The organism is Hymenobacter sp. YC55 (genome assembly GCF_029433095.1).
GTDB lineage: Bacteria > Bacteroidota > Bacteroidia > Cytophagales > Hymenobacteraceae > Hymenobacter.
Window position 1 is genome coordinate 2,739,055 of record NZ_JARNTX010000001.1, and the last position, 25,811, is coordinate 2,764,865.

General features: G+C 56.3%; 20 protein-coding genes and 1 tRNA gene. 9 read left to right on the top strand and 12 right to left on the bottom strand.

Annotated features, from left to right (window positions below):
• Nucleotides 1-37: 37 nt before the first annotated feature.
• A complete protein-coding gene (locus P1X16_RS11575) occupies nucleotides 38-676 on the top strand; it encodes a hypothetical protein (RefSeq protein ID WP_277228946.1) in 639 nt (212 codons plus the stop codon).
• Between the two features lie 52 nt (nucleotides 677-728).
• On the opposite strand, the gene miaA is transcribed toward P1X16_RS11575, so the two are convergent.
• Complete coding sequence (gene miaA / locus P1X16_RS11580; protein WP_277228948.1) at nucleotides 729-1,652, bottom strand: tRNA (adenosine(37)-N6)-dimethylallyltransferase MiaA; 924 nt, start codon at nucleotides 1,650-1,652, stop codon at nucleotides 729-731.
• A 44-nt stretch (nucleotides 1,653-1,696) separates the two neighbouring features.
• The gene (locus P1X16_RS11585; RefSeq protein ID WP_277228950.1) at nucleotides 1,697-2,824 is read right to left on the bottom strand and encodes a glycosyltransferase; all 1,128 of its coding nucleotides are present in this window, start codon (nucleotides 2,822-2,824) and stop codon (nucleotides 1,697-1,699) included.
• A gap of 139 nt (nucleotides 2,825-2,963) precedes the next feature.
• Here P1X16_RS11585 and P1X16_RS11590 point away from each other — a divergent pair, with 139 nt between their 5' ends.
• From P1X16_RS11590 to P1X16_RS11600, 3 genes are all read left to right on the top strand, one after another.
• Nucleotides 2,964-7,013 (top strand): PAS domain S-box protein, encoded by a 4,050-nt coding sequence (locus P1X16_RS11590; RefSeq protein ID WP_277228952.1) that lies wholly within the window; start codon nucleotides 2,964-2,966, stop codon nucleotides 7,011-7,013.
• Between the two features lie 69 nt (nucleotides 7,014-7,082).
• Nucleotides 7,083-7,460: a response regulator gene (locus P1X16_RS11595; protein ID WP_022824573.1), complete on the top strand. Its 378-nt coding sequence runs from the start codon at nucleotides 7,083-7,085 to the stop codon at nucleotides 7,458-7,460.
• A 94-nt stretch (nucleotides 7,461-7,554) separates the two neighbouring features.
• Nucleotides 7,555-8,322 carry an MBL fold metallo-hydrolase gene (locus P1X16_RS11600; protein WP_277228954.1) on the top strand — a complete coding sequence of 256 codons (768 nt, stop codon included), beginning with the start codon at nucleotides 7,555-7,557 and terminating at the stop codon, nucleotides 8,320-8,322.
• Between the two features lie 131 nt (nucleotides 8,323-8,453).
• Here P1X16_RS11600 and P1X16_RS11605 read toward each other — a convergent pair whose 3' ends face one another.
• A complete protein-coding gene (locus P1X16_RS11605) occupies nucleotides 8,454-8,927 on the bottom strand; it encodes a hypothetical protein (RefSeq protein WP_277228956.1) in 474 nt (157 codons plus the stop codon).
• Nucleotides 8,928-9,083: 156 nt separating this feature from the next.
• On the opposite strand from P1X16_RS11605, the gene P1X16_RS11610 reads away from it, so the two are divergent.
• Nucleotides 9,084-10,748, top strand: a complete 1,665-nt coding sequence (locus P1X16_RS11610) for an NFACT RNA binding domain-containing protein (RefSeq protein ID WP_277228958.1) — start codon at nucleotides 9,084-9,086, stop codon at nucleotides 10,746-10,748.
• Between the two features lie 72 nt (nucleotides 10,749-10,820).
• Here the strand turns inward: P1X16_RS11610 and P1X16_RS11615 are convergent.
• Nucleotides 10,821-10,902: transfer RNA gene (locus P1X16_RS11615), tRNA-Leu, on the bottom strand.
• Nucleotides 10,903-11,270: 368 nt separating this feature from the next.
• Nucleotides 11,271-11,957, bottom strand: coding sequence for a DNA starvation/stationary phase protection protein (locus P1X16_RS11620; RefSeq protein WP_277228960.1), 687 nt, complete (start codon nucleotides 11,955-11,957; stop codon nucleotides 11,271-11,273).
• Between the two features lie 128 nt (nucleotides 11,958-12,085).
• Here P1X16_RS11620 and P1X16_RS11625 point away from each other — a divergent pair, with 128 nt between their 5' ends.
• Both P1X16_RS11625 and P1X16_RS11630 read left to right on the top strand, forming a co-directional pair.
• The gene (locus P1X16_RS11625; protein ID WP_277228965.1) at nucleotides 12,086-12,793 is read left to right on the top strand and encodes a VIT1/CCC1 transporter family protein; all 708 of its coding nucleotides are present in this window, start codon (nucleotides 12,086-12,088) and stop codon (nucleotides 12,791-12,793) included.
• Nucleotides 12,794-12,973: 180 nt separating this feature from the next.
• Complete coding sequence (locus P1X16_RS11630) at nucleotides 12,974-13,507, top strand: MOSC domain-containing protein (RefSeq protein ID WP_277228967.1); 534 nt, start codon at nucleotides 12,974-12,976, stop codon at nucleotides 13,505-13,507.
• Nucleotides 13,508-13,563: 56 nt separating this feature from the next.
• On the opposite strand, the gene P1X16_RS11635 is transcribed toward P1X16_RS11630, so the two are convergent.
• The 5 genes from P1X16_RS11635 to P1X16_RS11655 all read right to left on the bottom strand — a co-directional run bounded on the left by P1X16_RS11635 (nucleotide 13,564) and on the right by P1X16_RS11655 (nucleotide 21,098).
• Nucleotides 13,564-14,361, bottom strand: coding sequence for a DUF2490 domain-containing protein (locus tag P1X16_RS11635; protein ID WP_277228969.1), 798 nt, complete (start codon nucleotides 14,359-14,361; stop codon nucleotides 13,564-13,566).
• A 278-nt stretch (nucleotides 14,362-14,639) separates the two neighbouring features.
• Nucleotides 14,640-16,043, bottom strand: a complete 1,404-nt coding sequence (locus P1X16_RS11640; RefSeq protein ID WP_277228971.1) for an RtcB family protein — start codon at nucleotides 16,041-16,043, stop codon at nucleotides 14,640-14,642.
• A 1,161-nt stretch (nucleotides 16,044-17,204) separates the two neighbouring features.
• Nucleotides 17,205-18,080 carry a TIGR02452 family protein gene (locus P1X16_RS11645; RefSeq protein ID WP_277228972.1) on the bottom strand — a complete coding sequence of 292 codons (876 nt, stop codon included), beginning with the start codon at nucleotides 18,078-18,080 and terminating at the stop codon, nucleotides 17,205-17,207.
• A gap of 87 nt (nucleotides 18,081-18,167) precedes the next feature.
• The gene (locus P1X16_RS11650) at nucleotides 18,168-19,694 is read right to left on the bottom strand and encodes a TROVE domain-containing protein (protein ID WP_277228974.1); all 1,527 of its coding nucleotides are present in this window, start codon (nucleotides 19,692-19,694) and stop codon (nucleotides 18,168-18,170) included.
• 102 nt (nucleotides 19,695-19,796) lie between these two features.
• Nucleotides 19,797-21,098 carry a PcfJ domain-containing protein gene (locus P1X16_RS11655; RefSeq protein WP_277228976.1) on the bottom strand — a complete coding sequence of 434 codons (1,302 nt, stop codon included), beginning with the start codon at nucleotides 21,096-21,098 and terminating at the stop codon, nucleotides 19,797-19,799.
• Between the two features lie 1,109 nt (nucleotides 21,099-22,207).
• Between P1X16_RS11655 and P1X16_RS11660 the strand changes: the two genes are divergently transcribed.
• Both P1X16_RS11660 and P1X16_RS11665 read left to right on the top strand, forming a co-directional pair.
• The gene (locus tag P1X16_RS11660) at nucleotides 22,208-23,110 is read left to right on the top strand and encodes a histone deacetylase (protein WP_277228978.1); all 903 of its coding nucleotides are present in this window, start codon (nucleotides 22,208-22,210) and stop codon (nucleotides 23,108-23,110) included.
• 51 nt (nucleotides 23,111-23,161) lie between these two features.
• Nucleotides 23,162-24,184 carry a J domain-containing protein gene (locus tag P1X16_RS11665; RefSeq protein WP_277228980.1) on the top strand — a complete coding sequence of 341 codons (1,023 nt, stop codon included), beginning with the start codon at nucleotides 23,162-23,164 and terminating at the stop codon, nucleotides 24,182-24,184.
• 22 nt (nucleotides 24,185-24,206) lie between these two features.
• Here P1X16_RS11665 and P1X16_RS11670 read toward each other — a convergent pair whose 3' ends face one another.
• Together P1X16_RS11670 and P1X16_RS11675 are read right to left on the bottom strand one after the other, a co-directional pair.
• A complete protein-coding gene (locus P1X16_RS11670) occupies nucleotides 24,207-25,148 on the bottom strand; it encodes an alpha/beta fold hydrolase (RefSeq protein WP_277228982.1) in 942 nt (313 codons plus the stop codon).
• A gap of 31 nt (nucleotides 25,149-25,179) precedes the next feature.
• A complete protein-coding gene (locus P1X16_RS11675) occupies nucleotides 25,180-25,770 on the bottom strand; it encodes a TetR/AcrR family transcriptional regulator (RefSeq protein WP_277228984.1) in 591 nt (196 codons plus the stop codon).
• Nucleotides 25,771-25,811 lie beyond the last annotated feature (41 nt).

The following is a 25,811-nucleotide window of genomic DNA, read 5'->3' on the forward strand; positions in this document are numbered from 1 at the left end:
TTTTATTACTCTCATCCTTACTTATTTGCCTATCAGTATGAAGTATCATTACCCCGTAATTTCTCTCACAATCTTATTGGCAGCCTCTACCCTGCCCGCGCAAGCTCAATCGGAACCCGGTCCTACAGCCCACCGCCCCGCATTGCTGCGCTTAGGCTTGGGTAGCTGCCTGAATGGTTCCGGTGATTATGGCGTAATGAAAACGTACCTGGAATACGCCCCGCAGTTTGGGAAGCACCTGCGGTTAGGGTCTCGATTGGCCGTCATCAGTGGCTCAAACCACATTGATTTTGGTGAGGACTACAACGGTAGAAACTACACAGTCAAGGAGTCCTACCGGGCAGTGAATCTAGAACAAGAAGTGTACTGGCTGCCTTTCGGAACAGATAAGACAGTGGAGTTCAGTGTTGGCGTCGGCGCCTTTGGTGGGTATGGCAGTTCAAAAGGACTTACGTATGGTGGGTTCAGCCTGAACCAGGCCACCAACCAACTAGAGTTTTCCTATGCTCCCTCGGATGAGCGAGGATTTCACGCAGGCTACATTGCCTCTCTAAACGTTGATGTTGCCATAGACCCGGCTCGCACGTGGCGAGTGGGAGGCAAACTATCCTTGCAGAACGATACTCGCGCTAACATTCTGCCAGGTGCTCAGTTCCAAGTCAGCCGTGCTTGGTGAGTTGGTTGCTCAGGGTGCGCCCTTTGTGCCCTCGGCGCATTGAACTTAGGTATTACTTCACCGTTACCCACTGGTACTGCGGGTCGCGGCGCAACCAGGTTAGCTGGCGCTTGGCGTAGCGGCGGGTGTTACGCTTGAGCAGGCGTACTGCCTCTGGCCAGTCGTGCAGGCCATTCAGATAATCAAAGATTTCCTGGTACCCGACCGTTTGCAGGGCGTTGTGGTGCTGAAAAGGCAACAACGACTCCACTTCCGCCAGCAGACCGGCTTCCAACATTTGATCTACCCGTAGGTCGATGCGCTGGTAGAGTTCTTCCCGCTCCCGCGTGAGAGCCAGTTTAATGATGCGGAAAGGCCGCTCCGGAGCCGAGCGGCCAGCCGTGTGGAAGCTGGAGAAGGGCTGCCCGGTGGCGCGGCATACCTCCACGGCCCGCAACACCCGTTGCGGATTCTGCCGGTCGATGCGGTTGTATGCAACAGGGTCCAGGCGGGCCAATTCGGCTACCAGAGGTTCCAGACCGTGCGCGGCCAGTTCTTGCTGCAATTGCACCCGCACGGCGGGGTCGGCGGTGGGCAGTTCGTCGAGCCCATCCGTTACGGCTTGCAGATAGAGTCCGGAACCACCCGTCAGTATTACCACGTGGTGACGCTGGAAAAGCGCGTTGAGCAGCGTTAGACAGTCCGCTTCGTAGCGGCCGGCGCTGTAGTCTTCGGTTATGCTGTGCGAATCAATGAAATGGTGCGGTACGCCCTGCATTTCTTCGGGAGTGGGCTTGGCCGTACCAATACTCATCTCGCGAAAAAACTGCCGCGAATCGGCCGATACTACTTCGGTATGAAAGTGTTGCGCCAATTGTACGCAAAGCGCGGTTTTGCCTACGGCCGTAGGGCCCGCCACTACCACTAGCGTCGGCTGGTTGGGCTGTGCTGCCAAATCGGCTTCCAGGAAAGTTATCAGCTCGGAAAGTGTACTCATGGTAGCAAGAGCAAAGAAAGTAAGTGACCTAATGTCGAGGGATACTACGATTTGCTGTCAACCAAGCCGGTATACAGCGCCAGTAGGTGCTGCTCCTCGTGTTGCCAGCTCAACTCGCGGCGGGCCCGCCGACAATTTTCTGCTAGCTGCTGATAACGCGCGGGATTGTCGCGCAGCAGATAGTTGAGCGTCGCTGCTAGTGTGGTTGGCTCTAGGTTAGGTACGATTTCCGCAACGTCGTACTGGTCGTTGAGGGCGCGATATTCCGGGAAGTCTACCACCACCTGCGGGATGCCGGCGTGGAGATAATCAAAAAACTTGTTGGCGAGGGAGTAGTAGTAGCTCAGGCCCTGGTTTTCCAGCAACATCACTCCCAATCCCGCGTTCCGCGTCACTTCACGTAGGGCGTCGGGCAGCACGAAGCCGCGGAATTCCACCTGCCCGCTCGCCAGCAGCCCGAGTGCTGCCGCCTGCGCCCGCAAGCTTTCCGACAAGTCGCCCTCCCCACAAATAACCAGCCGACCCGCCACCTGCGGCATGGCTTCGAGCAGCGCCTCTAGCCCCCGCCCCGCGTTGAGGGCCCCCTGATACAAAATGTAGCCCGCGTCAGGCGCCGCCTTAGGAGTTGGCGGCAGGGCTGTCTCCGACAGCCGGCTGATGTTGCGCACCACTTCTACCGGCCGCCCGTAGCGCTCCTCGAACACCCGCGCCAATGCCGGCCCGACGGTGTAAACCAAGTTGGCACGAGGCACTATGAAGCGTTCCACCCACCGCCACACTCGCTGCACGGCCGGCCGTGCCACCACCTCGGGCACCTCCGTAAATAGCTCGTGAGCATCATACACGAAGGGCTGCCCACCTAGCCGCGCCCGCAGCCATACTGGCAATGCTGTATCAAGGTCGATGGCGCACCACACGGCAGCGCGGCGCGGCAGCAGATACAGCAACAGGCGCAGGTTATACTCGAGGTAAAACAGCTTGCCGCGTTGAAACCAACACTGCAAGCGGTGCTGTTGGTAGGGTTGCGGCACGAGTGGCTGCGAATTATTCCATTGCCGCCCAATCAACCGTACTTCGTATCCTGCCTCGGCCAAGCTGCTGCAAATCCGCTGCATGCGTTGGTCATAGTTAAGATCAGTGGTAACGGCAAAATACAAGCATGGAACAGTCATAGTACACGTCGTGCAACTTCCCGGTGATATCAGTGGTTAGAATCGTGGAGGTTCGGGATATTTTCGTCAAATTTAGGGGTTAAACCCGGCCCCCGCAGGAGTTTCCAATTTGCTCTTGTTTCAGCCCTTCTTTACCCTGATGCCTCATTCTGCTGCTCCGACGTCCACTGCTGCCGTGGCCATGCCGACAGATTTCTACCGTGCGCTTTTCGAAGACGCCTATGATGCTCAGTTGCTCTACAACGAGCAAGGCAACTTAGTCGACTGCAACAAAGCTGCGCTGCATCTGCTTGGCATTAGCCGTACCGACTTGCAGACCAATGGCCTGATGGCCTTAACTGTGCCGACTACCACCAACGGGCAGTGGCACACCGAAGCCACGCTGCGCGAAGCTATCCGGTACACGGCCCGCACGGGCAAAGAAGCGTCGCGGCCTTGGCAAGCGCGCCGTCCTAATCAGCGGAACTTGATGGCTCAGATTACGCTGCGCCGCTTGACTTTACCTAATGGCCAGGTACAGGTCCTGCTTGGGCTTCGCGAAACTGCCCCCGCTAGTCGGCCGGCCGACACCGAGGTGCAGCAACTGGTACTCGACCGCACGCAGGAGCAGCTGCGCGACTTGCTTTCGCGCACCACGCTGAGCTATGTACTTCTCGACCGGGAAGGCTTTGTGGTGGACGCCAACGATTTTTTTCTGGAGTTCACCGGGTACACCCGCGACGAGGTTCTTGATAAGCCTTACCATACCACGTTCTCGCCGACGGCTGAGCGTGAGTTACGGTTGCAGTCTTTCCTGACTTGCATTCGGGAAGAGCGGTTGCAGGACTTCTACGAACGCTCTCTGCTCACCAAGAACGGCCAGACGCGCATGGTGCACTGGCACGCCGAGTTTGCGCACGATGCCGCAGGCGCCATTACGGGCATCTTCTTGGTCGGGCGCGACTTTACGGAGCGCCACGTAGCGGCCCGCGCCCTCACTGACAACCGCAACCGCCTCCAAGACTTCCTCGACAACGCCCACGACCTTATCCAGAACCTGAGCATCGACAACCGGCTCTTGTTCGTCAATAAAGCCTGGAAGGAAAAGCTCGGCTACAGCGACGAAGACCTGCCCAACCTCAGCCTTTCGGACGTGGTGCACCCCTACTACAAAGCCAAGCTGCTGTATCAGCTGCGCAACTTGTATAAGGGCGAAAAAGTCAACAAGCTCGAAACAGTATTCCTAACCAAGACGGGCAAACCTGTTCACCTGATTGGTTCGATTTCCTGCTCCTGGCAAGACAACGAGCCCGTAAGCACCCGCGCCATTCTGCACGACATCACCGACCGCATCAAGGCCGAACGCTTGCAGAAGGTGTACTACAGCATTGCTAACCTGGCCATTAGCTCGAAAGACTTGCATTCCCTCTACGGTGCTATTCACCGGGAGCTGAGCAAGATCATCGAAACCAACAACTTCTACATTGCTCTCTGCGACGAAGCGCGGACGCAATTGCAGTTTGCTTACTTCGTTGACCAGAATACGCCGGGCGAAGTAGGAGCCGTGTCGCGGCCTTTCTCTTCGGGCATGTCGGAGTACATTATCCGGACGGGGCGGCCGCAGTATATGCTGCGCCACGAGTTGGAAGAGCTCATTAGCAGCGGCACCATCACGGCGTATGGCCTAATACCCGAAGTAATGCTCTGCTCCCCATTGAGCATCGGGGAACGGATTATCGGGGTAATTGCCGTGCAGGATTATCACAAGGCCGATGCCTACGCCCCTACCGACCTCGAGATTCTGCACTTTATTTCCAACCAGGTAGCGTTGGCCATTGAGCGCAAGCGCAACGAGGTTCAAATTCAGAAGCAGAACGCACGTCTGAATGCTATTTTCGAAAGCGGCTCGCACTTGATGTGGTCCGTGGATACGCACTCGCGCCTCACTTCTTTCAACCGCAACTACGCCGCTTATTTCTTGCGGCGCAACGGGGTGTACCCGGCGCCGAACGTGAACTTGTTCCAGGCCGATTTGGCCATGATGGAGGAAGATGCGCGCGAACTGTTTGTAGAAAACTACCGCAAGGCGTTTCAGGGACAGCCTCAGCGCTTCGAGGTACGTCTGCAAGACGCCCGCGGCGCCGATTCGTGGCGCGAAATCTTCCTTAACCCCATCTATCTTGATGACGGCTCGTTCGAGGAAATTTCGGGTATTGCCCACGACATTACCGAAAAGAAACACTCGCAACTGGAGTTAGCCGCGCAGGAAGAGAAGTTCCGCGCCATTTTCGAGTCGTTCCAGGACGTCTACTATCGTACCGATGACCAAGGCATGTTAACCTTGGTCAGCCCTTCGGTGCTGGACGTGTTAGGCTACGCCGCTGAGGAAGTGGTGGGTACGCCTATTTCCAACTACTACATTCACTCTCAAGAGCGCGACAACCTGTTGCGCGTTATTCAGATGAATGGGGACGCGCGCAACTTCCCAATCGAAATGCGCCACAAGCAGGGCCACAGCGTAAGCATGTTGGTGAATGCACGACTGGTTACTGGTGGCACAACTGGTACCGAAGGCATTGCGCGTGACATCACCACGTTCAACCAGATGCAGCTTGACCTGCGGCGGGCCAAGGATGAAGCCGAATCGGCGTTGGAAGCCAAAACGCTATTCCTGGCCAATATGAGCCACGAGTTGCGGACGCCTATGAACGGCATCATCGGCATGATTGACTTGCTGCACCAAACGGTGAGCAGCGAAGAGCAGGAAGAATACGTTGACACTCTGCGGAAGTCCAGCGACGCGCTGTTGGCTATTCTGAACGACATCCTGGACCTCTCCAAGATTCAGGCGGGCAAGCTACAGCTCAACGAGGAGGGCATGGACTTGCACTACACGCTGGAGAAGATCCACTCGTTGTTTGCGAACCGGGCGCAGCAAAAGCGTCTTACGTTCTCGTACCATATCGCGCCTAACACCCCGCGCTTCATCGTGACCGATGAAACGCGTTTGTTGCAGATACTCAGCAACCTCACTTCCAACGCCATCAAGTTCACGTCGCAGGGCACGGTGAGTATTATTGTGTCGACGGATAAGCGCGAGGACGACGAGTACAAACTGCGCATTGCGGTGCAGGACTCTGGTATTGGTATTTCCACGGAAAATGCCAAACTGCTGTTCACCAACTTCACGCAGCTCGATACGACACCTACCAAGGCGTTTGGCGGCACAGGCTTAGGTCTCGCCATCAGCAAGCAACTAGCTGAGTTGTTGGGCGGCGACATTGGGGTACTCTCCAACGAAGGCGACGGCAGCACGTTCTGGTTTACGCTACGCTGCCGCGCAGCTTACAACGAAGACGAAATCGTGCAGGAGCGGCTGGCCTCGCGCGAGCGGGCTCCCGACATCACCCGCTTCGATACAGCACCGCGCGTTTTGCTCGTCGATGACAATCCCATCAACCTGAAAGTGGCTATCCGCCTGCTCGACAAGCTAGGCTGTGAAGTGGCCGTGGCCGACAACGGCTTTGAAGCCATCAGCAAAGCCACGGCGCCTGGCTCTAAGTTCGACTTAGTGTTCATGGATATTCAGATGCCGGAAATGGACGGCGTAGCGGCCATGCAGGAAATCCGGCGTCGCTTAGGCGCTGCATGCCCGCCCGTGGTGGCCATGACGGCCTATTCCATGAAGGAAGACGCCGAACGGTTTGTGCGCGAGGGCATGGACGACTACGTTTCCAAACCCGTGAAAAGCCAGGATTTGCACTCGGTGCTACGGCGTTGGGTAACAGCAGGGCCAGCCATGCGGGCGGCCGCCGCCACGGCGGTTACCGCAGCAGTTGAAGCCGCTCCTGCTGCCGCGGAAGAACCGCCATTTATTGATCCGGATGTAATAGAGCAACTGCGGCAACTGGGTGGTGCCGAATTTGCGGCTCAGCTCTACCAAGACTTCGAGGTAGAAGTAACGCAGCTCCTTGATGAAGCCCAAATATTGGTGCAGAGTGGGCAGTACGAACAGATTTTACCACATTTGCACCAATTAAAGGGAACTGGCTTTACTTTAGGTCTAACTTTGCTAGCAGAGTGTGCCAAGGAGATAGAGCACAATTTGAAAAAAGGCGACCAGAGCAACGTAGAGCAGGATTTTCAAAAGTTAATGGATTACTTCACTCGATTTAAAGCAGTCTATCCGGGCGTGACGAGTGACTTGTAAGTGCCCGAAAACATCTTTTTAATTTTACCTTTTCAACCCGAACCCCTACATCATTACTTTCTCTCTCTCATGAGCGACGCGAAAACAATACTAATTGCCGAAGACAGCTCCGTCATCCTGAACTTGACTAAAAAGATTCTTGAGCTGCAGAAATACCGCATTGTGTCGGCCAAAAACGGGGGCGAAGTTCTCAAGCAAGTGGAAAGTCAGCCCATTGACTGCGTGCTGATGGACATCAACATCCCAGTGAAGGACGGTATGGAATGCACCCGCGAAATCCGTGCTCACCAGGACGAGCGGATTTCTAAAATTCCAATTATTGCCATCACCGGCAACGCCAACAACTATTCTATGGAGCAATTCCGCGAGGCTGGCGTAACCGATTACCTACCTAAACCTCTTGATTTTGATGCACTTGTACGCGTAGTAAAGCAGTACGTAGGATAAATACCCGAATAGCTGAATGGCGAAATGGTTGGTTGTTCCGATAATTCGTAGAACAACCAACCATTTCGCCATTCAGCTATTCAACAATTAGCCCATGCAAATCACCTTTCTCGGCACGGGCACGTCGCAAGGCGTGCCTGTGATTGGGTGCCACTGTGCAGTGTGCCGCTCTCTTGACTACCGCGACAAGCGGCTACGAGTATCGGTGCACCTCGAAACTCAGGGCAAGAGCATTATTATTGATTCGGGGCCGGATTTTCGCCAGCAGGTACTGCGCGAACGGGTCGACCGGCTGGATGCGTTGGTGTTTACGCACGAGCATAAAGACCACACGGCCGGCATGGACGACATCCGGGCCTACAATTTCAAGCAGCGGCAAGACATGCCCGTGTACGCCGAGCCACGGGTGCTAGACCAACTCCGGCGTGAATACGCCTATATCTTCGCCGAACACAAGTACCCCGGGGTGCCACAAGTGCAAACTATCCCAATTCTCGACGATACTACCTCCTTCGATGTGCAGGGAGTAACCTTCCATCCTATCCGGGCCTTGCACTACAAGCTGCCGGTGCTCGGATTTCGGGTGGGCAACTTCACCTATGTGACGGATGCCAATCACCTAGAGCCAGAGTCATTGGAACGGATGCGGGGTTCGGAAATCATTGTGCTGAACGCCTTGCGCCACGAGCCGCACATCTCACACTTTTCCTTAACGGAGGCCATTGCTGTTCTCGAAGACCTCGCTCCTCGTCGAGCCTATCTCACGCACATCAGCCATCTGTTAGGTAAGCACCGCGAAGTAGAGGCTACGCTGCCTGATTTTATTCGGCTGGCTTATGATGGGCTGCGGGTGGAAGTGTAACTATTAGCAAAAGTATTAGCCTACAGCAAAGGGGCAGCTTAGCGATACAGTAATAAAAGGTACGGAGGCAGAAGTTAGGCTTAGCTCCAAGCCTAACTTCTGCCTCCGTACCTTTTTAGTTGGCGCACGTCCTAGTTGTTGGTTGGCTTTGTAATGCGCAGCTGAACGGAAATGTCTTTTTTCGCTGGATTGTCACATCCTGCTTTCACATCGTATTTTTTATAATAAAGCAAGTATCGGGTACCGTTAGCTCGCACACTGATTGTATCCATCCAATTAGGGTAGTTGCTAGTTGCTCTATGCATCGACAGCTTTACTTCCTGAGTTTGGCCTTTCGTATCGGTCACACTCATCGTTGGATTCACAAAATCACCTATAAAGCAATTGGCATTCTTAGGGCAAAACGTATAATGCAGTTCCTCCACCGCCACTGTCAATTCCGTTTGACTTGCAGACGATAGTGTTGCTTGTTGTCTATAATTTAAGTTAAAGTCTTGGTCGAAGATCGTATTAATAGCGGCGGGCGTCACTTCGTTTTCATCTTCTGTTTTCAAGCAGGCGGTTAAGCTTATTACAAGTGCGCTAAGAAGTAGGTATTTTCTCATGTTTAGAAAAGGCAGATAGGTAGGACGGCAGTTTATAAATACTGGAGCTATACCATCTGCCGATGGTTGCAAGCAGCTGCCGTAAACTTGCTGTTATACCTTTACCCATTGTACTGGCAGGCACTACTAGGCTTGCATTGCTTTGAATAACACATCATGCACAACAACTACTATTTCCTGCGCCAGTTGGCCCCGGCTCTCACACAGCAGTTGGCTGGCTACAGGGTAGTGACGTGCTTTTCGCAGGAGAAAGATGAGTTGGTAATAGGCTTGACCAATGGCACGGCAGAATTCTGGCTGCGGGCTCAGCTTTCAGTAACTTTTACAGTCTTAGCGCTGCCCGAAACCTTCCACCGGGCACGCGCTAACTCCGTCGACCTACTACCTGATCTACTAGGCCAAGAAGTTGCAGAAGTAAGCGCCCTACCCAACGATCGGGTGCTGCAGCTGCGCTTCCGGAGCAATGCCACGTTGCTGTTTAAGCTCTACGGCCCTCGCCCTAACGCCATCTTCCGCCTCACCCCCGATGCACCGGTTGAACTGTTTCATCAACGCTACACCGCCGACGCTGAAATTCAGCCTCTGTTAGAAGATGAGAACTCACGTTCTACCTTGGGTGCTACGCATGAAAGCGAATCGGCTGCTAGTAGCAACGCAAACACAATAGAGCCGGAAAAGCCAAGCACCGAAATACTGGCAACGAAAGAAGCGGTAAATCCATTTAAGCGCTATCCAGCTTTGGCCGACTTGCCCACCCGTTACCTCCGTGACCACGGCTATGACCCGGCACCGCTGGCTGTTAAAGAGCAACTAGTTCGAGAAGTACTGCTTCTGCTGGAAAAGCCTAAGGCGTTCTACTTAACCGCGGTGGAGGGACGCACCCGCTTGAGCTTATTGCCCGTGGGGGAAGTGGAACGTACTCTTCCGCCCGACCCATTAGCCGCACTGCGCCTCTTCGTGCCTTTGACCTTAGGGCGCCGCGCCTACGAAATGGAGCTGCGGCAAGTACGGCAGTTGTTAGAGCGTCGTGCCGACGAGGCCACCACGAGTGCCAGCATGGCCCGTACGCGGCTGTATGCTTTGGAGCATACGGCCGGCTACCGCCAAACCGCTGACCTTATTATGGCGCACTTAAGTCAGATTCCGGCGGGAGCTAGTAGTGTGGATGTAGTAGATTTCTACCAAGACAACCAGCCACGTACCATCAAACTAAAGCCAACTGAAACGCCGCAACGTACGGCACAAAATCTGTATCGGAAGGCGAAGAACCAGCAAATCGAAACCCGCCAGCTAACCGAGCGAGTGGAACGACGCGAAGCGGAAGCGCTGTGGTGCCTGGAGCGGCTGGAAGAACTTGAAAATCTCCCTGCTGACCTACGCACGTTGCGAACCTGGCGCAAGCAGCACCAACTCGAACCCGAAACCAAAGCGAAAGCTGCTCAAGAACTGCCCTTCAAAGTGTTTGAGGATGCTGGCTTTACGATCCTTGTGGGCCGCAATGCGCAAAACAACGACCTACTCACGCAACGCTATGCTCACAAAGACGATTTGTGGCTACACGCAAAGGATGTAAGCGGTTCGCACGTAGTTATTCGGCACCGGGCGGGCCAACCTGTGCCGGAACCCGTGGTGGAGCACGCGGCCCAGCTAGCGGCGTGGTACTCGCGTCGGCAAAACGATTCGCTGTGTCCGGTTACGGTCACGCCGAAGAAGTTCGTGCGCAAACCCAAAGGGGCGTTGCCGGGCCAGGTGCTAGTAGAGCGTGAGAAGGTGGTGCTGGTGGTACCAGCTAACCCGTTTGAGCGAAACGGAACTTTATAAGTGAGCTATACGACCGTTGCTAAAAGCAAAGAGCCCGTTTCAGGTAGCTGAAACGGGCTCTTTGCTTTGGAGTGCGCGCGGGGAGATTCGAACTCCCACACCCGAAGGCACCACCCCCTCAAGATGGCGTGTCTACCAGTTTCACCACGTGCGCAGATGACGGCAAGCACTCCTTGTATTCGTCGAAAACCGAGGCTTTCGGCCCTGCTGAGGCGGCAGAGCGAGGACAAAAGTAGGTAGCCGGTGCGCTTGCTCCAAATCCAGTTGCGTATTTTTTGCTCTTAGCAGCCCGCTTCGTCTCACATCAACGAGGTTGTATCCTCATTGTCAGCCGGAAAAGTAAATTCCGCCTCTTCATAAAAATTTAAAATATTTTGCACCAGCGGCACTTTTAGGCCTTCACTCAGGCTCATTTTGCTTGTTGCTTATTGAAATCAGCTTTAAGTTGAGTCAAAAGGCACCAACAAAAAAGGCTCTGGTCTTATGACCAAAGCCTTTTCGTATTTTTAGAAGACGACTGTGCTATTCAGCGCGAACTAGTGGGGTGTCAACTACGTGCTCGGACACAAACCATACTTGCAGCTCGTTGGTGCGCATTACGTCGCTCACTACTACATCGTTGGTGCCATCGTCGCCGGCATCAGCGGCTGTTTTGGCGTATTCGTGGCAGTTTTTGAGGATGATCTGGTGGGCCTCCAGCAAGCGCGACACTTGCACGGGAGCTTCTTCCCGGTCGCGGGGCGGACGGGGAATGCTGGTGAGTTCGGCTACGTCGTGGGCCATTGCTACTGCTACGCCGCCTAGGATCTGGATGCGCTCGGCAATGATATCAACTAGGCCGCTTTGCTCTTCGTAATGCTTGTCGTAGAGCAGGTGCAGCTGGTAGAAAGTTGGGCCTACTACCTGCCAGTGGTGTTTCTTGTACAGGTCGCGTAGCGTAATGGTGTCGGCCAGCAGCTGGTTGAGGTTGGCTACACTTTGCTGGCGGGTGTCGGTGTCAAGGCCGATAGGCAGGCGCTGCGACACGGTGCCAAATTTTTGCAACGCCGCAGGAGCGTCGAACTGCTGGTTCAATACCGGCTGCAGTATAGGAGTTGTACGACCGTTAGACGATGCCTGTCCATCAGAGGAGGCCGCCTTTTTGCTGGCAGCAGAAACTTTAGGAGCTGCTACGGCAGCTGAAGTTTTGGTGGCGGGAGCTTTGGCCATGGTACTTAAAAGAAGAGAAGATTGTAGTCAGAAGAATATGCTGTGAGTTGGTTTTACTCAACCACACAGTTAGTGGTAGTACGCACAAATAAGCTGCAGGTTAGCGTACTGGCTATATTTACTTCCTTATGCCGCACCCTCATCCACACCCGCACCCCGAGCAGCACCTAGCTAGTTCGGCCATGTTACAGGATATTGTTATCGGCCTCTCCGATGGGCTTACTGTGCCTTTTGCCTTGGCCGCAGGCCTGAGCGGCGCCGTTGACTCTTCGAATTTGGTGATAACGGCCGGCCTCGCTGAGATTGTAGCCGGCTCCATTGCCATGGGGCTGGGCGGCTATTTGGCGGGGCGCACCGAGGTAGACCATTACCAAGCTGAATTAGCCCGCGAGTATCAGGAAGTGCGTGAGGTGCCGCACGTAGAGCGGGCCGAAGTGGAAGATCTATTAGCTGAAATTGGCCTCTCGGAAAGTACCCGTAAGCTGGCCGTAGCCGAGCTAACGGCCGACCCCGACCAATGGGTGCGGTTTATGATGAAATACGAGCTTGGTTTAGAGCAGCCCGATCCTAAGCAAGCACCTAAAAGTGCGGCTACAATTAGCATGGCGTACGCAGCGGGTGGCTTAATTCCGCTAAGTGCCTACTTCTTTACGGCCACTCCCAACCAAGGCTTACTCTGGTCGGCGGTTATCACGTTGCTGTGCTTGCTCTTGTTTGGCTACCTTAAAAGCCGCCTGACGGGTCAGCCGCCTATCGGTGGCGCTTTCAAGATGGCCGGTATTGGAGCACTAGCTGCCGCCGCTGCTTTCTGGGTTGCCAAATTAATTTCGACGTAAGTTACTCGGGTGGAACCCCGCTATCCTATTTGCCCTTTCCAAAGCTGATGCTATGGTCGCGCTACATTGCAGATAGGTTTTGGTCGGTATCTTAGAAACTGCTCCGGCCCTCCCCTACTGCCGATGTTCTTCGACCTGACACATTCGTACAACTCTTGAGCAGCCTGCACGGCTACGTATATGCCTTTTCCTTTCTTCGGCGACGATAAGTCCACAATTGCCACTCTATTAGGCACCTTACCCCAAACCGGCCGCTTGGCCTGGATAGGCTTACGGCCCGTACGGCGGGAAGCGGTGGTTTCGGTGCCCGAGGCCACTGCCGAAACTGACCGGCACTTGCAAGGCGACCATGCCCGGCCAAAAGCGGGTGGCAAGCGCCAGGTTACGCTTATTCAGGAAGAGCACTTAGCTGCCGTAGCAGGCTACCTCGGCCACGATGCACCGCTCGATCCTGCCCGCCTGCGCCGCAACCTCGTAATAGGCGGCTTGAATCTGCTGGCGCTCAAGAACCGGCGTATTCAGATCGGGGAGGAAGTAGTGCTCGACATCACCGGCGAATGCCACCCCTGCTCCCGCATGGAAGAAGAGCTAGGACCTGGCGGCTACAATGCCATGCGCGGCCACGGCGGCATCACGGCCCGCATCGTGCAGGGCGGTGTGCTCCGTGTCGGCGACGAGGTACGGGTGGTAGCAGCCCCGCCAGCCGCAGAATAGCATTTAGTGCCTTAAGCGCTACACTTCGCAAGCTATTTGCGCGTGCTTCAACACTGTTAATCCTGCTGCGAGGGGAGCCGTTCGGGAGCAGCCACGGTAGTCTTGCGCGTAATCCGATAAGTGAGTGCCACCACAATGTTGCGCTTGGCCGAAGTGTTTTGCGGGATAAATTGGCCTTGCTTGATAGCGGGCTGGTTGTAGTTGGCTTGATTTACCCAGCCCGTTTGAAGCGTCAGATGATTGTTGAACTGATAGCCGGCCCCGAGGTAGATGCGGTTGCGTTCAAGCACCGGACCTTTGGGGTTAAGAAAGATTTCGTCGTAAGCGGAAAGAAATACGGTGCCAGGGCCAATAGCTTTTTTATTGAGCGGGTAAAAAGCATTAAGGCGGTAGCGTAGTCGCTGGCGCGACGAGGTGCTATCGTCGCGAAACCGAAACCAGCGCTGCTCGGCCCGGTACCGATGCTCTATTTTCATGCGGCTCGAGTACTGCGTCAGTACAACTTGCCCCCATAGGCGCTTCTCTACATTCAGGGGGCCCGCCGGACGGTCCTGGTAGTCGGAGGTGGCGTAGCGGCCGCCGCCGAGCAGCACCGTGAAGTTTTTGTCGAGGTCGAAGCTCACGCCGCCCTTCAGCTCATTGTAGAAGTACTGCCGAAACAATGCATTAGTGCGCGCCTGAGCCTCTGCAAATCCTCCCCATCGGCTCTCGGCGCTGCCGGGTAGCTGTAACGTCCCAATAAACCAGCTTCCCCAAGGTTGTTCGGGGTTAGAAGGTACTTGCGCCAAGGCGGGTTGGGTGGCACTGGCAAGTAGCACGATAGCCAAACTTGCAACGAGGAAGTGTCTATTCATTGAAAAGGGCAAGCGGTCCAAGACTGGCAAGCAGACAGGAAACCAAGACATTGAAATGGCAACAAGCAGCTCCAGGCGTTTTATAGTTCCAGTTTCGCAACTCCCTTCGATAAGAGCTTAGAGCTGATTGGCAGCCATTGCAAATATATCTGGCAGTTGGCAGGGACTTGGTACGATGCCGTTCGGAAGTTGCTAACTGGTACGTACGAAGGCTACGTCTTGCTTTCCGTTTAAACATAAAAGAGGCCTCAGCTGCTAGCTGAGGCCTCTTTTGCCTATTAGGCACCCCCTTCCATTCTAACGATGCGTGGTGTGAAAGAACCGAGCACATCTACTAAGTCTGTTTGGCTCGCCATGACCGCCCGAATGTCCTTGTAGGCTTGTGGCGCTTCGTCGAGGCCGCCCCCAATCAGCTCGATGTGGTGCTGCTGGAGGTAGCGCTTCACCTCGGCTTCGCCTAGCTCCAACTTGGCCCGCGTCCGCGACATGGCCCGGCCGGCGCCGTGCGAGGCCGAAGCCAACGACGCTGAATTGCCCCGCCCGCGCACAATAAAGCCAGGAGCCGTCATCGAGCCGGGAATAATGCCGAGTACGCCCTGGCCGGCGGGTGTCGCGCCCTTGCGGTGCACGATTACCTCCCGGCCGTCGGTTAGGCGCTCTTTCCAAGCGAAGTTGTGGTGGTTTTCCACTTTCGCCAGGGGCCGCTCCCCGAGGGCTTTGGCTAGGCGCTGGTGAATCTGGTGGTGGCAGGCCGAAGCGTAGTCACCGGCCAGGTTCATAGCCGCCCAATATTCCTGCCCGGCTTCGCTGTCGAGGGAAAGCCAAGCCAGATGCTGCGCTTCGGAAGGTAGCTGGCACACGTCTTTGGCGAGCTTGGTGTAGTGATTGGCCACACTGGCGCCCAAGCCCCGGGAGCCGGAGTGCGAAAGCAGCCCCAGGTACTCTCCTACTGGCACGCCGAGTTCGTTGCTCGGATCGGTGATGTCGACGATGCCCCACTCCACGAAGTGGTTGCCGCCACCCGACGTACCGATTTGCTCGGCGGCCGTGGCTTGCTTGTTGCGCAGGAACCCGATGTCCTGGAACTCGGCCCGGTCCAACACGGCGTGGTCGAGCTTCTGGCCGCGCTGAAAGCCCTGCTTGTTGCCGAAGCGGGTGTTGTCGACAAGCAATTTGCGCAGCTCTTGTATTCGCTGCTCCAGATGCTTAGGCGGTAAGGCAAACACCGAAAGCGCCATCCGGCACCCAATATCCACACCCACGGCGTAGGGAATGACGGCATTGTCGGTGGCGAGCACGCCCCCAATGGGCAGGCCGTAGCCGTGGTGGGCGTCGGGCATGAGGGCACCGGCTACCGTCACGGGCAGTTTCATAGCCGTTTCCATTTGGTGGATGGCACCGTGCTCGATGTACTCGGCGCCAAACACCGCGTATTCCTTGCGCTCGGCAAGGGCAATGTGGCGGCTGGGCGGTGGCAGCAAGGCGGCGGCCGTATGGCTCCAGTCCAGGTCGGTGAGGAAATCGTTGGGGGTATTTACTAGGCGCTGCAACAGCGCCAGTTGGTCGGTTTTAGAAAGTTTTTTGAGGTGCTTGCGCTGCAATTGCGCTAGCGCCAGCCCGATGGCCCGGCCTTCCGGGAAGCCAAGCTGCCGGAGGTCGTTGCCGCGTAAAAGATTGCCCATATAGAGGGTTGTTAGTTGTTAATGTTGATTGTTAGCTGCGACTTACCAGCGGCTGTAGCGCGAAGCCTGTGCTTCGCGTCGTGTGAATGTCAATCATTGTAACGTCAGCTATTTCAGTCGCTCAATGACACGCGAAGTGCAGACCTCTCGCTACAGCTTTGTACTACTGGCACTTGAAAAATCCCCTGAAACTCCGGAGCAACAGACGGTCCGCGCAACGGGCCAAGCGGCCCGACGAGGAAAGTCGGAGTAGCGCGCACCTACGGCATCCGGAGCAGAGAAAGGGAATCGGGAAGGGTGAAAAACGGAAAGCCGCTTTGATTTTCAGACGAAGTAAGGCTAGCCTACGACACCTTCCCTATCTCCTGTATTCGAAACCTGACAGGGCAACAAGCCGCGAAGCCTCCAAAATGTGCTCTAACCACTGAGCTACTGCCTGGTAGCGGCAGGTGGGACTCGAACCCACGACCCCATTGCCCCAAGCGAAGTATGGCTTCGCTACGGCACCTGTCAGGCACTATCTATGTACAGGGCAACTAACGCCAAGCCTCCTATTTAACCTGCTCTACCTGTTGAGCTACAGCACCACCGGAGGCAGCGCCAGCAGGACTCGAACCTGCAACCTGGGCAATCGAAATGCGAAGTATGGCCCGGCCACGGCACCCGTACAAGGCTAATTAATAGTGGGGTAAAATGCGGCGGCCGTTTTTATAGCGCGTCTACCAATTTCGCCACTCACGGCTTTCAGCCCCGAGGCAGGACTTGAACCTGCACGTCCTTACGGAACTACACCGAAGTATCGGCTACCTACGACACCCACTACTATAACTCGGTTTCTATGAATTTTAACCGGGGCAACAGGCGGCTGGCGTATTGTCCACAGCCGAAGCCGTGGAGTGGGACTCGAACCCGGCAAACTTTCCGAAGAGAGTTTGCTTCACCAGCGAAGTAACGCCCGCCTACGGCACCCGAAGTGGTGGCTCAGCTGTTTGGAACGGCGAGCCGAAGCCGTATGCTCCGGCTACCTGCCGTTCCGGCTGGCGGCTGCCGTAAGCTGGTCAGCCGCCTTCCCAATTATAATAACGCAAGAAAATTCATGATTATTGAGTGTTTTATGAAAAAAATGTTGCCATTGGCTTCTGTCGAGGTTGAAGCTTGTACCTAGGAAGCCTTTAGGGCTAATCCAGCATCGGGCGTAAGTACCTTACTCTCTTTTGCAAAGGCTTTTTCAAATGCTCGTAGCGTCTCGTGCGGTGGTTTGGAGTCGAATACGGCAAAATCAATGCGCTGAAAACGGCCGCGAATGTTGGCCTCGGCCAGGGCTTCAGCGAATAGACTGGCTATCTGGTGCGGGTTGTTTTGGAAAACCCCACAGCCCCAAGCACCTAGCACGAGTACCTCACACTTGTGGAGAGCTGCTATAGCCAACACCTGCCGAATGCGCCGCTGCATGGTAGAAACCAGTTCGGGCAGTAGTTCAGGGTTGTTTCGACTTAAGGCCCCCGCATTGACAGCTGGGGATGTAATGAAATCCACTCGCACTGGTTGCGGCAGCCAATTCCCTGCATCGTCGCGGAAGACGGGTACGCCCGGCGAATAAATGGCGTAGTCGCTGTAGAGGCCGGTGCGGGCTGTACGGGTATTGTGGTCGTACATTTCCCGAAACTGCACCAGACACGGATACAGTCCTGAAGAACGGGCCAGGCTTTCTTCTTGTGCTTGACTACCGCCTAAAAAACCGCCCCCTGGATTGCGCGCCGAAGCAAAGTTCAAGCATCCCACCCGCTTAAATTCCGCGGCCAGTTTGGTTACGGCTTCCAGCGTAGTAGCTTGATAAACCTGAATTTCAGCTGGTTCGCCTGCTGCTTGTTTGAATACTTGGAGTAGCTGCGGCACGTCGGCCGGTCGATGCAGCACGCTGCCTTGTTCTGCCGCTTGTTGCCAAGCCGTCAGCTCTATGGTTTCGCCCTCGGAGGTGCTGTAGCTGCCGCGTTGCAGCGCTTCCAGCGTTTCGCGGGCTATATGACGACGGTTCATGAATGAAATGATGAAGAGTGCGGGCAGTAACCCGGGAGTGGCGGCAGCTTTCACTAGGTTGAATGCCACTCCCGGGGCCGCATGATGTTAAAAATTGATAGACTGGACTTCAGTGAGGGCGGAGCCGCCGTTTTCGAGGGCTTCTAACACGCTGAAAACTTTGTCGGACCAGCCGGCTATCAGGGCCACTCCGTCTTCGGCGCGAACGTCGAGGGGAGCGGTGCCGTGGCCGGCGAGGTCGAAGAGGTACAGGCGAGCCTGCGGGGCCACTGTGCGGCGGTACTCAGCCCATTCTTGAGCTAAGGAGGTACCGTTGCCGTGGCTGTTCCAGAGCTGGCAGTCAGTGAACAACATCACCTTATCGACCACCTCGCGGCGCTGACGCAAGTCGCGCACCACTAGGTAGCCGTTGGTGCTGTAGCCCACCTCGCCCTCGCGGCGGTAGAACTCGTCTACGTTGCCGAGCACGGGGCCGCGGGGCAGGCTCAGGCGCTTCCACGTGTCGCCGAACATGCCGGCCGTTACGTGCTGGCAGCGGCTTTGCAGCAACATCCCAAGCACCAAACCGACGTCGTAGAGTTGCACTTTGCTGCGCGCCGACACCGGCTGCTGCATCGAGCCCGACACGTCGCAGGCAACCACCACGCGGGTGGCGGGGCCGAAACCGCGCAGGTTGGCGGTGCTGTGCGTGATGGCATCTTCTAGCGCCGTGAGCACCGCTGCTACGTGGCCGTTTTGCAAGGCTTTCACCTCGCGGTAGGCGGCCAGGTAGCGGAAAGGCAACTGCTTGCTGCGCGCCACCGCCGTCCGGTCGGAGAGCGTAGCGCACACTTCCACCACCGCCTCGGCCGACACGTCGGCTTCGAGGATGTTGCGCAAGTTGCGCAGCAAGGCCATGTAGCCAAGCTTGCCGCTGGCAATCAGCGTTTCCCACTTCTCGCGGAAAGCCGCTGCCCGCTCTGCTTGCGTGGCGTAAGTAGCCTGCCTAAGCGCCGACAACTCGGTTTCCCAGGTGTAAGGCGTGGGCAAAGTACCAGCTACCAGTTGGTCGAACAATGCTTGCTGCGCCTCGTTGCGGGGCGTAGGGTGCACCAGGAACAGCGCGTCGCGCAACCGCACGGCACCAGCCCGGTCGTACTTGGCCAGCTGGTAGCCGTCGAAACGGTTGAAACTGACGGCCAGGCCTTTCTGGAGCTGCTTGGAGAGGCGGTTGAGAGTTTTCACCCCTGCCCGCTGGTTGGCTTGGGCGTAGCAAGCCAACAGCTCCGTGATTTCGTCGGGGCGCTGCACGATGCGGGCCACCAAGCGGCTCACAAGGTTGTCGCCGCGGTGCAGCCGCGCCAACTCCACGGCCAGCACCAAGGGCACCGAGCGCATGTACATCTGCTCGCGGGCATATACTGCCAGTTGCGCCACAAACGTGGGGTCGTTGCGGGCCACCAACTCACGCAACCGATCTAGCCGCGTGTCGGCCTTCTCGTAGTACTGGTCGCTGAGGGCGGCCGTAGCCACGGCGGCGTACAGCTCCAACTGCGGCGTGAGCGTGAAGGCAGCAGCGCCCTCATGGTTCACGGTATTGGGTTGGGCTTTGCGGAAAGTAAAGTTGAAGCGCATGGCGGCTAGTTGTTGCTGGTTGAATAGTTGATTGTTTAGCTGGCACCATTTGGTGCGGTGCGTAGCGGGCGGTTTGGTGTTCTCTTCCGCCAGCTTCTTGGTTTAACTAAGCAAATGCTTAGGAATTAGCAGGCGGTTGTCGGCGGCCCAACGCTGTATCCAGGCACCTTCCTCGTCGTTGGGGCGACGGTTGAACAGCCCCCGAGCCTGCACTATCGTGCGGTTGGCCTGCACTTCCAGCGTCACGGCGCGGGTACCGTTGAGGGTGAGCGAGAAAATAGCGCTGCGCCCCCGCCGACACGATTCGAAGTAGGAAGCCACACAGTGCCGTAGGGTGCGCCCCTCGTCGAGCAGGTTCCGGTAGGTGCGCAACTGCGTGATGCGCACCGGGCACTTGCTACCCCCGGAAAAGTCCGGTACTGGCAGCGGCACCCAGGTGGTATCCTGCATCATATTGGTTTCAGGCACCCGGTACAGAGCTTGGGCTAGTTGGCGGTGCCACTGCGCCGTTTGCGTCAGTACACTGCTCATCGAGCGGCCCTTCAATGAAAAGCCCGGCTGGGCTGGTTCGCCGTTGATGCCCACCGCGCGCTTCTGATGAATCCAGTCGCACACGGGTCCTAGCTGGTAGGGGTCGACCATAGAAGCAGTGGCAAAAAAGTCCACCACCCGCAGCCAAAACTCGTCGTCGCGCCCCAGATAGCGGCTCAAGCGAGAGTCGAGCACCGGTCCTAGCCAGGCTAGTTGGTCGCGGGCAGCGAGTTGGGCGTAACGTAGCGCATGCAGAAAGGAATAGTTCGCTGGGGCTAGGCGCAAGTGATGCTCTATTTTGCGGCTAATTGGCACCGGCAGCCTACGAAAGGTGCGTAGTGCTCCACCCCGGCCCAGGTGCACGGTCAGTTCGGCAATGTCGAGGCCGTCGTGCAGGCGGCCCGCAGTCCAGGAGTTGATAATCCAGGCTGGTACGTCGCCATATTGGTCGAAGAGGTGGCGCACCAGGCTTTCCAGCTGCCGGAAGGGGTTCCGGCTGCGGGGCTGCCAGTCGGTGAGTTCCCGGCAGCGCTGCGGCAACCACCGGGCCACTGCCGCCAAGGCCGGGGCCAGTTTGGGGCGCCAAAGTAGTTCGGTACGCTTAGTGGCCAAGCCGCGCAATAGACTGGCACATTGACTGCGCTGCGTGTCTTTCTGTTCGTGAATGCAGTGCCGGTAAAACTGCGCCAGCGCTGAATTCTCGCCCAATTGGGCATTGATAACGGGCAGGGAGCCGTAGAGTGAAAACAGGTATTCCACCTGTTGGGGAAGCGGCCAGCGGCGCCAGTCGAGGCGCTTGGCCGCAGAGAGTACTATGCGCGCTTGCTGGGCTTGCCAGGCGGCGTAGGACAAGGGTTTGAGACGGTTGGACATCGGGGTAGATTCCCTTCACGAGGGCGGTTACCGATTGAAAAATCAAATTGAGCATCGGACCCGGAGGCGGGTACACTAAGCAGTATCCGGAAGCTTTCGTACATGACAGAAATTATAAAGAGTGGAGACTTTAATTAAGCATTTAGAGCAAATGCAATTTTTAGTTATTAATTAATTATTACCGAAAAGGCATAGCATTTCCAGACCGCATGAAATTAATTTTCAGCGAATAAATAGTATGAAAAAAGCCCGACTTCTAGGTGAAGCCGGGCTTTTTCATGGATACGTCACGAGGAATTTACCTACGCGAATCGTTCAACGAAAAATCCCGGCCATACCAATCCCACTTGCGGCCAATTGGCCGCCGACCCGGTGATTGATAGAGAAAACTGTTGTGTAACAGGCGCATGGCCAAAGGGGATAAAGGGCTGAAAACAAACCACCCGAACCTTCTGGGTCCGGGTGGCGGAAGTATCAGAGGAAGTCTGCTACTACTTAGCTATACCGAACCGCGCATGAAACCATTGGTTCCTTGTCGTCTTGCTTACTGATATAATTAAAGTGGCGTAGCATGGGGTTGTTGTGTTTGGTGTGACAAATATGAAAGGAGTTTTTGTATTCACCAAAATACATTCAAAAATATTTTAAATTATTTTTTATTTAGAATTATTCAACAACTACAAATACCAATCAAATACATCCCCACACACATAATTACCTCGAAAAATTAAAGCTAATTGTTAACCCAAATAATATTTCCACTTACGGAGTAATGTCCACTGAGCGAGTCGCTATTATATGTATCCTCCTTTCATCTGTCATGCTGAGCTTGCGAAGGACCTTATGACGTAAGTATGAGTCGTGGTGCCGCCTGCTGTTCTTATCCCCTAAGGTCCTTCGCTAGCTCAGGATGACAGATGAAGGGATAGCATTATTAAAATGCCTTTCAACTAGTACAATATTCTTTCACTTGTTCATGCCTGAGCAGCTTCCCGTTTAGCTCCTCACCCCCCCGGCATATCAGTCTTGAGGCATCCAAATGATTCCCTTCTAATCCGCGTCGGTGTTTTTTTTACGTACTCAGTTGCGTATTCACTCCAGCCGCCTGCATGCCCCGCCTTGCCACTTCCGAACGTTACAGCATCAGCTTGCCGAATGGTCACCGCTTTCCGATTGCCAAGTACGAACTGATTCGGGAGCAGCTGTTGTGGCAGGGCATAGCGCCGGCGGAAGATTTCTATGACCCGGGCTTGTGCCCCGAGGAAGACATTTTGCGCGTGCACTCCACGGAGTACTGGCACCGGGTGCGCGATTTGCAGCTCTCCCCTGCCGAGGTACGGCGGCTTGGCTTGCCGCAGAGCCCAGAACTGGTGCGCCGCTCGTTAAGCAGCGTGGCGGGCACGGTACAATCGGCGCGGCGGGCCCTGCGCGACGGCATAGGGATGAGTTTGGCAGGTGGCACGCACCACGCGTTTCGAGACCGGGGCGAAGGTTTTTGTGTGCTCAATGACATTGCCGTGGCCGCCATGCATTTGCTGCATCATGAGCTAGCCAAGCAGATTTTGGTGGTTGATTTGGACGTACACCAGGGCGACGGCACGGCCAGTATTTTCCAGGACGAGCCGCGCGTATTCACGTTTTCGATGCACGCGGGCGCCAACTATCCATTGCGCAAAGAACAGTCGGACCGGGATGTGGCGCTGGAGTTGGGCACCGATGATGCCACGTACTTAAACATCCTGCGCAGCAATGTGCCAGAGTTGCTTGCGCGGGTGCAGCCCGATTTCATCTTCTTCCAAGCCGGGGTAGATGTGCTGGCTACCGACAAGCTCGGTAAGCTGGCTCTCACGCCCGAAGGCTGCCGCCAGCGCGACGAATACGTACTGCGTCTGTGCCACGAGCACCAATTGCCAGTGGCCGTGAGCATGGGTGGTGGCTACTCCGAGCGGCTCTCCGACATTGTGGATGCGCACTGCAACACGTTTCGGGTAGCGTATGAAGTATTCGGGTGAACCTGAAACCACTTCCATCCTGTTCGATGACACGCACCCTACCTTTGCCTCATGAATCTGCACAACCCCACAACTGACTTGCCTGCCGCTAATTCCTTACCCACGCTGGCCTCGGGCGAAGCGGTAGGAACGCCAGCACAACAGGCGTTTCGGGAGGCCGTGCAACAGGTGGAAAGCCTGCGCCAGCGGCTGCGCGACTTACAGGCGGAGCAGGCCGATGCCCGGCGGCGCTACTGGCAGCAAGTCGGGCCGGGGGCGCGGGCAGTAGTGGAGGCGCGGCGGGCGTTGTTTGCTCCGCTGGAAGACGCGTTGCTGCTGCCTTACTTCAGCCGTAAAGAAGAGCGCCAAATCACGGAGTTCATTGTGGGCAATGCTCGCTCCTTGCATAATCGGTTTGGAGAGGATACGTCCGACATCGTGTTGAAATATGCGCCGAGCCGTCGGGCGGCTGCCGAAGCGGAAACCGCACCTACTGAGGAAAAAACAACTGCCTTCGTACCAGACCCTGATTCCGACTTGCCGCCGCACGAGCAAGCGGCGGCGCATGCCCGTGCCCGGCGCAAAACCAAAGCCCAGAAAGCGCAGGAAACTGCCGAGAAAGCTGCCCGCGAGGAACAACAAAAGCTGCTCTCCAACACCAAAACGCTGTACCGGCAGCTGGCCCGCACGCATCACCCCGACCTGGAGCGCGACCCCGCCACCCAAGCCCACAAAACGGCCCTGATGCAGCGCATCACCGAAGCCTACGAAGCCAACGACCTCTACACGCTGCTCCAACTCCTGTCCGAATCGGGGCCTACCGCTGGCGCCGACGATGACGTGCTAACCCGCTACACGCAGGCACTGCACCAGCAGCAGCTAGAGCTAAAGCAACAGCTCAATGAGTTGAAATACGGCGACAACGGCTTCAGTGGCAACAGCGGCAAAAAGCGTGAAATTGAGTTGCGCGAACTGAAACGCCACCTACGCGCCGAGGCCGAATACTTGGAACATATCTGCCGGCTGATTCAGGAGCCCGAGGGCTTACGCGAGGTGCTGCGCGAGCTAGCCGCCAGCGGCCACGAAACGGTGTAATGTTTCAAAAGCCTTTACGGCTTCAATTTAGGAATTCCACTACTTGCTTTATCACGCCCGAGTCGCGCATGATGCGGTTGTGACCTAAGCCGGTAGTGGGGCGGAAGTCCAGGGATGGCCAGGTCGCGGCAATGGCTTCGCCGTCGGAGAAGGGCACGTTTAGGTCTTGGTGGTCGTGGAGAAGGAGGGCGCGTTGCACGGGCAAGCGGCGGCCGGTTTCCACTAAGCTGAAACTTTCGGCGTTGCGGTTGAACTGCTGTTGAATGAACAGGCCCATGCGGTCAACTACGCTGTGCGGCAGGCGGAGCAAGTCGGCAAACCGCTCGGCTACATTGCGGGTGCTGCTTGGGACGCTCATCAGCACCAACCGCGGCAGCTCGCTACCATCAGGCTGCTTGAATTGTACGGGCACCCCGGCCGTGCACGCTGCGCCAAAAGAATGCGCCACCACGCCATATACCGCCCCTATGGCATCAGCTACCGCCTGCACCGCCTCGGCAAAGCTTACCAGCGTAACCTGCTGCCCGTCGGAGGCGCCGTGTGCGGGGGCATCGAGGGCCACCACCCGATAGCCGGCCCGCACCAGGTCTTTCGCCAGTTGCCCCCAAAAGCTGGCCCGGTGCTCCCACCCGTGCACCAGCAGCACCGTCCGCGCCCCCGCAGGGTTCCACTCATAATACACCACACGCCCACTACTGGCCTGCACCGAATGGGGTTGCGCCGCCGCCAGCGCCGCGGCCTCCCAAGTTTTCACCGGCAACCGGCGCGGGGTAATAAACAACTGCCAAGTCGAGCGGAACGCCCACTCCTTTGATATAGCTGCTTGCACTTGCAACTTCAGGCGCAAGAACTTCAGGCCGGGTGGCACCGAAGGATACAACACCTTCGCGGGGCGGACGGGAGCAGGCTCGTACAATGTTTCCAAGGGGTAGAGGTCGGAGGCGGGCGAAAAGGCGTTAACCATAACGAACACAGTTAGAGGGTTGAGAAACGAGTTACTCTGGCAGCAATTCCAAGCGCAGCTGCTCGAAAATCATGTGGAATTGGCGTTCATCATGGACGCGGGCCATTTGGAGCGCCCCCGCCAACGTAGTCAGCACCTGCGCGGCTTTGGCCGTTGGCTGACCTTTGAACGCTATGGTACCGGCGGCGCGACCTGCTTCGAGCACACCGGCCAGAAAGTCGGTTAGTTCCAGCGTCAGGAGGCGCAGCTCCTGCTGCATGGCCTCCGGGAGGGTCCTAAACTCGGCGGCCAACGAGCCAAACAAGCACACGCGCTGCTCGTTCTGCAAATGCCCAAGGTAAACTTCAAAAAGCGCCTCTAGCTGCTGCTGAGGAAGCAAATCGGTTAGGCGGGGCAGGCCGCGCCACTTATGCAGCCGCCGGCGCTGCCGCTGGATGATGGCTACTCCTAGGTCTTCCTTGGTTGGGTAGTGATAATGAATGGCGGCCGGCTTCACCGCCAGCTCCTTGGCAATGTGCTGGTAGCTAAAGGCATTGAATCCGCGGCTAAGCAACAGTTGCTGAGCCAGATCGAGGATGCGGGTTCGGGTATCGGGAACAAGTACTTGCGGCTGATTTGACATGACGGTCAAACGTACTTACTTAGTAGTAAGTAAGCAAATAT

Bases quoted from the DNA above. Each gene is read 5' to 3' on its own strand.
- P1X16_RS11575 (WP_277228946.1), top strand. From the start codon at position 38: ATGAAGTATCATTACCCCGTAATTTCTCTCACAATCTTATTGGCAGCC.
- miaA (WP_277228948.1), bottom strand. From the start codon at position 1,652: ATGAGTACACTTTCCGAGCTGATAACTTTCCTGGAAGCCGATTTGGCA.
- P1X16_RS11585 (WP_277228950.1), bottom strand. From the start codon at position 2,824: ATGACTGTTCCATGCTTGTATTTTGCCGTTACCACTGATCTTAACTAT.
- P1X16_RS11590 (WP_277228952.1), top strand. From the start codon at position 2,964: ATGCCTCATTCTGCTGCTCCGACGTCCACTGCTGCCGTGGCCATGCCG.
- P1X16_RS11595 (WP_022824573.1), top strand. From the start codon at position 7,083: ATGAGCGACGCGAAAACAATACTAATTGCCGAAGACAGCTCCGTCATC.
- P1X16_RS11600 (WP_277228954.1), top strand. From the start codon at position 7,555: ATGCAAATCACCTTTCTCGGCACGGGCACGTCGCAAGGCGTGCCTGTG.
- P1X16_RS11605 (WP_277228956.1), bottom strand. From the start codon at position 8,927: ATGAGAAAATACCTACTTCTTAGCGCACTTGTAATAAGCTTAACCGCC.
- P1X16_RS11610 (WP_277228958.1), top strand. From the start codon at position 9,084: ATGCACAACAACTACTATTTCCTGCGCCAGTTGGCCCCGGCTCTCACA.
- P1X16_RS11620 (WP_277228960.1), bottom strand. From the start codon at position 11,957: ATGGCCAAAGCTCCCGCCACCAAAACTTCAGCTGCCGTAGCAGCTCCT.
- P1X16_RS11625 (WP_277228965.1), top strand. From the start codon at position 12,086: ATGCCGCACCCTCATCCACACCCGCACCCCGAGCAGCACCTAGCTAGT.
- P1X16_RS11630 (WP_277228967.1), top strand. From the start codon at position 12,974: ATGCCTTTTCCTTTCTTCGGCGACGATAAGTCCACAATTGCCACTCTA.
- P1X16_RS11635 (WP_277228969.1), bottom strand. From the start codon at position 14,361: ATGAATAGACACTTCCTCGTTGCAAGTTTGGCTATCGTGCTACTTGCC.
- P1X16_RS11640 (WP_277228971.1), bottom strand. From the start codon at position 16,043: ATGGGCAATCTTTTACGCGGCAACGACCTCCGGCAGCTTGGCTTCCCG.
- P1X16_RS11645 (WP_277228972.1), bottom strand. From the start codon at position 18,080: ATGAACCGTCGTCATATAGCCCGCGAAACGCTGGAAGCGCTGCAACGC.
- P1X16_RS11650 (WP_277228974.1), bottom strand. From the start codon at position 19,694: ATGCGCTTCAACTTTACTTTCCGCAAAGCCCAACCCAATACCGTGAAC.
- P1X16_RS11655 (WP_277228976.1), bottom strand. From the start codon at position 21,098: ATGTCCAACCGTCTCAAACCCTTGTCCTACGCCGCCTGGCAAGCCCAG.
- P1X16_RS11660 (WP_277228978.1), top strand. From the start codon at position 22,208: ATGCCCCGCCTTGCCACTTCCGAACGTTACAGCATCAGCTTGCCGAAT.
- P1X16_RS11665 (WP_277228980.1), top strand. From the start codon at position 23,162: ATGAATCTGCACAACCCCACAACTGACTTGCCTGCCGCTAATTCCTTA.
- P1X16_RS11670 (WP_277228982.1), bottom strand. From the start codon at position 25,148: ATGGTTAACGCCTTTTCGCCCGCCTCCGACCTCTACCCCTTGGAAACA.
- P1X16_RS11675 (WP_277228984.1), bottom strand. From the start codon at position 25,770: ATGTCAAATCAGCCGCAAGTACTTGTTCCCGATACCCGAACCCGCATC.